This is a genomic window from Halopseudomonas sp. Lyrl_26 (assembly GCF_051948695.1).
Lineage (GTDB): Bacteria > Pseudomonadota > Gammaproteobacteria > Pseudomonadales > Pseudomonadaceae > Halopseudomonas > Halopseudomonas formosensis.
In genome coordinates, this window is record NZ_JAYJLH010000016.1 from 37,242 (window position 1) to 45,813 (window position 8,572).

The 8,572-nt window shown below is 65.3% G+C and carries 8 protein-coding genes; 3 read left to right on the forward strand and 5 right to left on the reverse strand.

From position 1 onward, the window contains the following. Nucleotides 1-28: 28 nt before the first annotated feature. The 5 genes from bioD to bioB form a co-directional block, all read right to left on the reverse strand. Nucleotides 29-739, reverse strand: a complete 711-nt coding sequence (gene bioD, locus VF673_RS13830) for a dethiobiotin synthase (RefSeq protein ID WP_090535943.1) — start codon at nucleotides 737-739, stop codon at nucleotides 29-31. Then, entirely contained in the window at nucleotides 736-1,545 is an 810-nt protein-coding gene (gene bioC, locus VF673_RS13835) for a malonyl-ACP O-methyltransferase BioC (RefSeq protein WP_440292380.1), read from the reverse strand. The genes bioD and bioC overlap by 4 nt, the downstream gene beginning before the upstream one ends. Beyond that, on the reverse strand, nucleotides 1,538-2,254 hold the full coding sequence (locus VF673_RS13840) for an alpha/beta fold hydrolase (protein ID WP_440292381.1): 717 nt from the start codon (nucleotides 2,252-2,254) through the stop codon (nucleotides 1,538-1,540). Before VF673_RS13840 ends, bioC begins: the two co-directional genes overlap by 8 nt. After that, entirely contained in the window at nucleotides 2,251-3,423 is a 1,173-nt protein-coding gene (bioF, locus tag VF673_RS13845) for an 8-amino-7-oxononanoate synthase (RefSeq protein WP_440292382.1), read from the reverse strand. The genes VF673_RS13840 and bioF overlap by 4 nt, the downstream gene beginning before the upstream one ends. A gap of 119 nt (nucleotides 3,424-3,542) precedes the next feature. Further along, the gene (gene bioB / locus VF673_RS13850) at nucleotides 3,543-4,598 is read right to left on the reverse strand and encodes a biotin synthase BioB (protein ID WP_440292386.1); all 1,056 of its coding nucleotides are present in this window, start codon (nucleotides 4,596-4,598) and stop codon (nucleotides 3,543-3,545) included. Nucleotides 4,599-4,666: 68 nt separating this feature from the next. Here bioB and VF673_RS13855 point away from each other — a divergent pair, with 68 nt between their 5' ends. From VF673_RS13855 to VF673_RS13865, 3 genes are all read left to right on the forward strand, one after another. Continuing rightward, nucleotides 4,667-5,440: a ComF family protein gene (locus tag VF673_RS13855; RefSeq protein WP_440292383.1), complete on the forward strand. Its 774-nt coding sequence runs from the start codon at nucleotides 4,667-4,669 to the stop codon at nucleotides 5,438-5,440. 73 nt (nucleotides 5,441-5,513) lie between these two features. Continuing rightward, nucleotides 5,514-6,488, forward strand: coding sequence for a serine/threonine protein kinase (locus VF673_RS13860; RefSeq protein ID WP_440292384.1), 975 nt, complete (start codon nucleotides 5,514-5,516; stop codon nucleotides 6,486-6,488). A 118-nt stretch (nucleotides 6,489-6,606) separates the two neighbouring features. After that, nucleotides 6,607-8,409, forward strand: a complete 1,803-nt coding sequence (locus VF673_RS13865) for an acyl-CoA dehydrogenase (protein ID WP_320331654.1) — start codon at nucleotides 6,607-6,609, stop codon at nucleotides 8,407-8,409. Nucleotides 8,410-8,572 lie beyond the last annotated feature (163 nt).

The window sequence follows — 8,572 nt, forward strand, 5'->3', positions numbered from 1 at the left end:
TAGTGGCAATGTGCCTATTCAAGCATAATCAGCGCAGGCCGGATAGTCCGCCGGTCGCCCCGAGCAGACTGTCCAGCTCCAGATGATCCGCCACGCCGGCGGCGCTCAGCGGGTCCAGGCGCGGTACCACGCCCAGCAGCGGCGCCTTCATCAATGCCCGCAGGCTGTCCAGATTGGATTGCTGGCGCTCCATGTGCGGATCGACCTGATTGGCCACCCACCCCGCCAGGCGCAGACCATCGGCGGCAATGGCCTCGGCGGTCAGCAGAGCATGGTTGATGCAGCCCAGACGCAATCCCACCACCAGAATCACCGGCAGCTTCAGCTCGATGGCCAGGGCCGCCAGGGTCTGCTCGCCGTTCAGCGGCACCCGCCAGCCACCGGCTCCCTCGACCAGTGTCAGATCGGCGCCACGGGCGAACACCCGCCGACAATCATCCGCCAGCTGGGCTGCGGTCAGCTGCAGTCCGGCTTCCCGGGCTGCTATATGGGGGGCAATCGGCGGCTCCAGCGCCACCGGGTTGAGCAGATCATAGTCCAAGCTCGGCGCGCATTCGGCCTGCAGGGTCAGGGCGTCATCGTTTCGCAGTCCTTCGGCACTGCGCAAGCACCCCGCCGCTATCGGCTTGACTGCGGCGGTGCTCAGCCCGCGCCGCCGGGCGGCATGCAGCAGACCGGCGGCGATGGTGGTCTTGCCGATCTCGGTATCGGTACCTGTAACAAAATAGCGGTGACTCATGCGGATACTCCTGTGCGCCCCGGCTGCTTGAACATCACCACCTGGGCCACCTGCCAGCTCGCCGGCAGCCCATGCTCGGTGCGGAATTGCTCGTAGGCGGCAGTCAACCGGCGCGCGCGTGCCTTGCCGGTCAGACCGGAAGGTCGCCCGGCGTTCAGATTCACCGCTCCCAGCGCCTTCAGCTCCTGGGTCAATTCCCCGAGTCGCGGGTAGAACAGCACGTGGCGCTCCACGTCGCACTGCCAGTCACCGAAACCGGCGTCGTCGAGCAGTAGGGTCAGCTCGGTGAGCGACATGAAACTGTTCACGTGCACCAGATTGTCCACGGCCTTCCATGACTGGCGCAGCTCTTCCAGACTGCCCTCCAGCAGGGTATTGAAGGCCAGACAGCCGCCCGGCCGCAGCACCCGCCAGGCTTCGGCCAGCGCCTGATCCAGTCGGGGACACCATTGCATGGCGAGGCTGGAGAAGATCAGGTCACGGGACTCGCTGCGCAGCGGCAGCCGTTCGGCGTCGGCGGTTATCCAGTGATCCAGCCCGGGACTGTGCTCATTGGCGTGACGGAGCATGCCCTCGGCCAGATCCAGACCGATGACAGGCGTGTCGAAACAGGCCGCCAGGGCCCGGGTGAAGTGGGCGGTACCGCAGCCAAGATCAAGGATATCCCCCGGCACGAAGTCCCGCGGCAGACGTCCCAGCAGGTTGCTGCCGACGGTGCGCTGCAGCGCAGCCGCCTTGTCGTAGGTGGGCGCCGCCCGACTGAAGGACTCGGCGATCAGCCGCTTGTCGAGCGTAGCCTCATTCATGGGTACCCTCCAGCCAGTCGACGATCTGCTGGGCCAGCCAGCCGGGCTGCTCCAACGGCAGTACATGGCTGGCCTGGTAATGGGTGACCACCCGTGAGGCCGGATGCAGCTCCCCCATCGCGTTGGCGGTCACGCTCGGCACCAGCGCATCCTGGGCGCCGAAGCAGTGCAGCATCGGCTGGGAGAGATTACGCAGGGCCACGCGGTTGTCCAGCATGCCCAGCACCGCCAGACCGTGCAGGCGCTGCTCATCATTCAGCTCATCCCTCTGCAGATGACGGATCCAGTGCCGGGCCTGGGTACTGCCCTGACTGACCAGCAGGGCAAAGCGCCGCAGGGTTTTCTCCGGGTCCTCGCGGTAACCCTGATAGAAGCTGCGGAAGGTGTCGGTCGTCATCGCGGTGGGCCAGTCACGACGCTCGACGAAGCAGGCATTGCTGGCCAGGGTGGCTACCGCAGGGAAATGTTCGGGGAAGCGCCGGTTCAGCTGCACTGCCAGCATCCCGCCCAGGGACCAGCCGACCAGAACGCCCGGCTCGATACGCTGGGCCAGGGAGCTCAGGTCGGTTTCCAGACTGGACAGCTGGATGGCCGGCAGCGGTTCTATGGCCACCCGCACCTCCGGCAGCAACGCCTGCAGCGCTTCGCGCAGGGGCTCCATGGTATCGGTGGCCATTGCCCAACCGGGCAACAGGGTGATCGGCTTCATGACTGAAACTCCGGTAATTCGGCAAGGGTCTGCTGCAGGGCCTCCAGCAGACGATCCACATCGGTCTCGGCATGGGCCGCGGACAGGGTAACACGCAATCGGGCTGTCCCCTGGGGCACCGTCGGCGGTCGTATGGCGGTGACCAGAATCCCCCGCTGGCGCAGCCCCTCGGACAACCGCAGCGCCCGGGCACTGTCGCCCACCAGGATCGGCTGGATTGGAGTGGGGCTGTCCATCAGTTGCAGGCCAAGCTGCGCGGCACCGGCGCGGAAGCGCTCGATCAGCCGCGCCAGGTGTTCACGGCGCCAGCTCTCCTCGCGCGCCAGGCGCAGGCTCGTCAGCGTCGCCCAGGCCACGGCCGGTGGCTGGCTGGTGGTATAGATGTAGGAGCGGGCAAACTGAATGAGGGTTTCGATCAATTCCTCGCTGCCGGCAATGAAGGCACCGGCCGTGCCGAACGCCTTGCCCAGGGTGCCGACCAGCACCGGTACCTCCTCCAGACTCAGCCCCTGCTGCTGGACTATGCCACCCCCGGTGGCCCCCAGACAGCCGAAGCCGTGGGCATCATCGACCATCACCCAGGCACCGTGACGGCGTGCCTCGGCGCACAGCTCCGGCAGCCGCGCCAGATCGCCGTCCATGCTGAACACCCCGTCGGTCACCACCAGGGTATTGCCCTCGGCCTTCTCCAGCCGCTGGCTCAGGCTTTGGGGATCATTGTGCAGATAGCGGGAGAAACGGGCGCCACTGAGCAGTCCCGCATCCAGCAGGGAAGCATGGTTGAGCCGGTCCTGCAGCACGGTATCGCCCTTGCCGACCAGCGCCGTGATGGCACCCATGTTGGCCATGTAGCCGCTGGACATCAGCAACGCCCGGGGCCGGCCGGTGAGTTCGGCCAGCGCTTCCTCGAGCGCATGGTGGGCACCACTGTGCCCCAGCACCAGATGCGAGGCGCCGCCGCCAACGCCCCAGCGACGCACACCCTCGACCATGGCCTCGGCCACCTCGGGGTGGTCGGCCAGTCCAAGATAATCGTTGCTGCAGAAGGCCAGGAACGACTGGCCATCTACCTTGACCCGCACGCTCTGCGGGGACTCCAGCAGCGGACGCTGGCGGTACAGATGGGCGGCACGGCGCTCGGCCAGCCGCCCGGATAGATCGAAGGACATGATGAACCCCGGCAACAGGCCAGACGCATTCGGCCTGCGGTGCAAATGTAAAAAGCGCGGACCGCCCATCGGACGACCCGCGCACTGCAAAGATCTGCGCTGCAGCGGGCCGCTGCCGGTCAGCCTGCCGCGGCGTTGGTGAACAGGGCGCTGTCGCGCTGCTCGATCAGGGCCTGCTCGATGGCCGCCTGATGCACCTCATCGTCATGCTCCTCGCGCTCCTCGGGCTTGATGCCCAGACGCTCGAACAGCCGCATGTCCTTGTCGGCCTGGGGGTTGCCGGTGGTGAGCAGACGGTCACCGTAGAAGATCGAGTTGGCGCCGGCGAAGAACGCCAGCGCCTGGATCTGATCGTTCATCTGCTCGCGACCGGCGGACAGCCGCACGTGGGACCTGGGCATCATGATCCGGGCGACCGCCAGGGTACGGATGAAGTCGAAGGGATCCACGTCCTCAGCATTCTCCAGCGGCGTACCTGCAACCTTGACCAGCATATTGATCGGCACGCTCTCGGGATGTTCCGGCAGATTGGCCAGCTGGATCAGCAGACCGGCACGATCCTCCAGGGACTCGCCCATGCCGAGGATGCCGCCGGAGCAGATCTTCATGCCCGCATCACGCACATAGGACAGGGTCTGCAGGCGTTCACTGTAGGTGCGTGTGGTGATGATGTTGCCGTAGAACTCCGGGGAGGTATCCAGGTTGTGGTTGTAGTAGTCGAGACCGGCCTCGGCCAGGGCCTGGGTCTGCTCCCGGGTCAGCTTGCCCAGGGTCATGCAGGTTTCGAGACCCAGCTCACGGACACCACGCACCATTTGCAGTACATAGGGCATGTCCTTGTCGGAGGGGTGCTTCCAGGCGGCGCCCATGCAGAAGCGGGTGGCGCCGATGGCCTTGGCGGCGGCAGCCTCGTCCAGCACCTTCTGCACCTGCATCAGCTTTTCCTTGTCCAGGCCGGTGTTGTAGTGGCCGGACTGGGGGCAGTACTTGCAGTCCTCGGGGCAGGCTCCGGTCTTGATCGACAGCAGGGTGGATACCTGCACCCGGTTGGCATCGAAATGCTGGCGATGCACCGTCTGGGCCTGGAACAGCAGATCATTGAAGGGTTGGCGCAACAGGGCCAGCACTTCGGACAGGGTCCAGTCATGGCGGGTAGCGGGCGCAGTCATCGAAATATCCTTGGTAACAGAGGTCGGAACAATTCCACGCATGATAATCGCCGCCCGGAGACTGTCAACCTGAAATGAGATCACTGGTTTACAAGTGGATAAATATTAATCAGGCCAACCGCTGCCTGCTGTGCCTCGGCAGTGCCGCCGGATCCCCCGATTGCATTTGCCCGCCCTGCCTGGACGATCTGCCCTGGCTGGGACCGGCCTGTCGTCAGTGCGCTCTGCCGCTGAGCGCCGAGGGCCTGCTGTGCGGAAAGTGCCAACAGCAACCACCGCTGTTCAGTCAGGTGATAGCACCGCTGCGCTACAGTTTCCCGGTCGACAGTCTCATACCGGCATTCAAGCATCAGCACCGCCTGACCTGGGGCCGTCTGCTGGCCCGACTGCTGCAACAGGCGGTAATCCACCACTACCAGGACCGGCAACTGCAGCTGCCGGATGCGGTGATTCCGCTGCCGCTGCACCGCAGCCGCCAAGCGCGCCGGGGCTTCAACCAGGCGATGGAACTGGCCCGGCCCATCGCCCGCGCCCTGGATATTCCGCTGGATTATCGCAATCTGCTGCGCCGACGCGCCACCACTGCCCAGCAGGGCCTGGATGCCCGCGCCCGACAGCGCAACCTGCGCGACGCTTTCATCTGCCGTCACCCGACGCGCCTCACCGGTCGTCACCTCGCCCTGGTCGATGACGTGATGACCACCGGCACCACCGTCAACGAGGCCAGCCGCACCCTGCTGCAGGCCGGCGCTGCCAGCGTCACCGTCTGGTGCGTGGCACGGGTGGACGCCCCGGACAACCCGACCGTGACCGAGACAGACGGCCCCGCCGGGCGGCAATTGGGGTAAGCTGGGCGCAACGCAACATCACCCGTTGACGCGGCCAGCCCAGGGCGGTCGCTGACAGCCTGGAACAGACGACATGAGCCACCCCTTTGCCCAACTGACTCCCGATACCGTACTGGATGCGGTGGAGTCCCTGGGCTTTGTCAGCGATGCACGCACGCTGACCCTCAACAGTTACGAGAACCGGGTTTTCCAGATCGGCATCGAGGACGGCGTACCGCTGATCGCCAAGTTCTATCGCCCCGGACGCTGGTCCGACGAGGCCATCCTCGAGGAACACCAGTTCTCCCTGGAGCTGGTCGAACGGGACATTCCGGTCATACCGCCGATGGTGATAGACGGACGCACCCTGTTCGAGTTTGCCGGGTTCCGCTTCAGCCTGTTTCGCCGTTTCGGTGGCCGCGCACCGGAGATGGACGACCCCGACCATCTGCTGATGCTCGGCCGCCTGGTAGGCCGTCTGCATGCGGTGGGCGCCATGCGGCCCTTCGAGCATCGTCCCGAACTCAGCGTTCAGGCCTTCGGCCATGACAGTCTGGCCTGGCTGCGTGAACACGATTGCGTGCCCGAAAGCCTGCGCCCGGCCTATTTCTCGGTGGCCGATGACCTGCTGGCCCGGGTGGAGGAGATCTACCAGGCCCATCCCCATACCAGCATCCGCCTGCACGGCGACCTGCATGTGGGCAACCTGCTGTGGCGCGACGACAGCCTGTACATGGTGGACATGGACGACTGCCGCCAGGGCCCGGCGATCCAGGATCTGTGGATGATGCTGTCCGGCGAACGGGACCAGCGCCAGGGCCAGCTCGCAGAACTGGTCGAGGGCTACAACGAATTTCATGATTTCGACCCGCGCCAGCTGCCGCTGATCGAATCCCTGCGCAGCCTGCGCCTGATCCACTACAGTGCCTGGCTCGCCCGGCGCTGGGACGACCCGGCGTTCCCCATGCACTTCCCCTGGTTCGCCAGCGAGCGCTACTGGGCCGAACAGGTCCTGACCCTGCGCGAACAGCGCGCAGCGCTGGATGAGCCGCCCCTGCGACTGTTCTGATTCCGCTTCATCAATTCCGTCAATGGCTGTTCCAGCCGACCCATGTGCCGCATACACTGCGGCACATCCTTATACCCGCCGCCTACAGCGGCAGTGCCTCAGCATCAGGAATGCCGTCATGACAGATACTCTGCTCGATTCACGCAACCTGGCTTTTGAGCTGTACGAAGTACTCAATGCCGAAGAACTGACCCAGCGCGAACGCTTCGCCGACCACAATCGGGAAACCTTCGATGCCGCCCTGGCCACCGCGCGCCAGATCGCCGAGAAGTACTTTGCACCGCACAACCGCAAGAATGACGAGAACGAACCCGAGTTCGTCGATGGCAGCGCCGTGCTCATCCCCGAGGTCAAGCCGGCGGTGGATGCCTTCATCGAGGCCGGTTTCCAGAACGCCGGACGCAGCTACGAACAGGGTGGCATGCAACTGCCCAACCTGATCTCGCGCGCCTGCTTCGCCCACTTCCAGTCGGCCAACATCGCCACTTCCTCGTACCCGATGCTGACCATGGGCGCCAGCAACCTGATCGGCACCTTCGGCACCGAAGACCAGAAAAAGCGCTTCTTCGAGCCCATGCTCGAAGGCCGCTTCTTCGGCACCATGGCCCTGACCGAGCCCCATGCCGGCTCCTCGCTGTCGGACCTGCGCACCCGCGCCGAGCCGGCCGGTGACGGTACCTACCGCATCAAGGGCAACAAGATCTTCATCTCCGGCGGCGATCATCCGCTGTCGGAAAACATCGTGCACATGGTCCTGGCCAAGCTGCCCGACGCCCCACCCGGCGTGAAGGGCATCTCGCTGTTCATCGTGCCCAAGTTCCTGGTCAACGACGACGGTAGCCTGGGCGCACGCAACGACGTGACCTTGGCCGGCCTGTTCCACAAGATGGGCTGGCGCGGCACCACCTCCACCGCGCTCAACTTCGGTGACAATGACAACTGCGTGGGCTATCTGGTCGGCGAGCCGCACAAGGGCCTGTCGTACATGTTCCAGATGATGAACGAAGCCCGCATTGGTGTCGGCATGGGTGCCATCATGCTCGGCTACGCCGGCTACCTGTACTCGCTGAACTACGCCCGGGAGCGTCCGCAGGGTCGCCACCCCGATGGCAAGGATCCGACCAGCCCGCAGGTGCCGATCGTCGAGCACGCCGACGTGCGCCGCATGCTGCTGACGCAGAAGGCCTATGTGGAAGGTGCCTTCGACCTGGGCCTGTTCTGCGCCCGGCTGGTCGACGATGGCAAGACCGGCTCCACCGACGAACAGCGTCAGCTGGCCCACGAGCTGCTCGACCTGCTGACCCCCATCGTCAAGTCCTGGCCCTCCGAGTTCTGCCTCAAGGCCAACGAGCTGGCCATCCAGATCCTCGGCGGCCATGGCTATACCCGCGAGTACCCGGTAGAGCAGTACTACCGTGACAACCGCCTGAACCCGATCCACGAAGGTACCCACGGCATCCAGTCGCTGGACCTGCTGGCTCGCAAGCTGACCCAGAACAAGGGCGCTGGTCTGCGCCAGCTCAATGGTCTGATCCAGGACAGCATCCAGCGCGCCGCCGAGTACCCCGGCCTGCAGGAACTGCGCAGCGCCCTGGAGCAGCTGACCCAGCGTCTGCAGAGCGTCACCGCGGCCCTGCTCGGCGACCTGGGCGCCGGCAAGGTCAACGAGACCCTGGCCAACTCCGCGCTGTACATGAAGGTGTTCGGTCATGCAGTGGTCGGCTGGCGCTGGCTGGAGCAGGCGATCCGCGCCGAAGAGGGCCTGGCCCGCGGCAACGCTGCGGATGAAGCCTTCTATCGCGGCAAGCTGCAGGCCGCCCGCTACTTCCTGACCTGGGAAGTGCCCGCCTGCAACCACGAGCTGAACCTGCTCGAAGCCCGCGACCAGACCTGCATGGAAATGCAGGACAGCTGGTTCTGACGCCCCCTTCGCACCGAGGGCGGTGCTCCTACAGCGAAACCACGATCCTGTAGCAGCACCACCCCCGGCGCGAACCTCCCCCACAAATCCGCCCCCGCTGCGAACCCGCACCAGCCATTCTCCAAATCAACCCCATCCCCCCACCCGGTACCTGCCGCTCCAC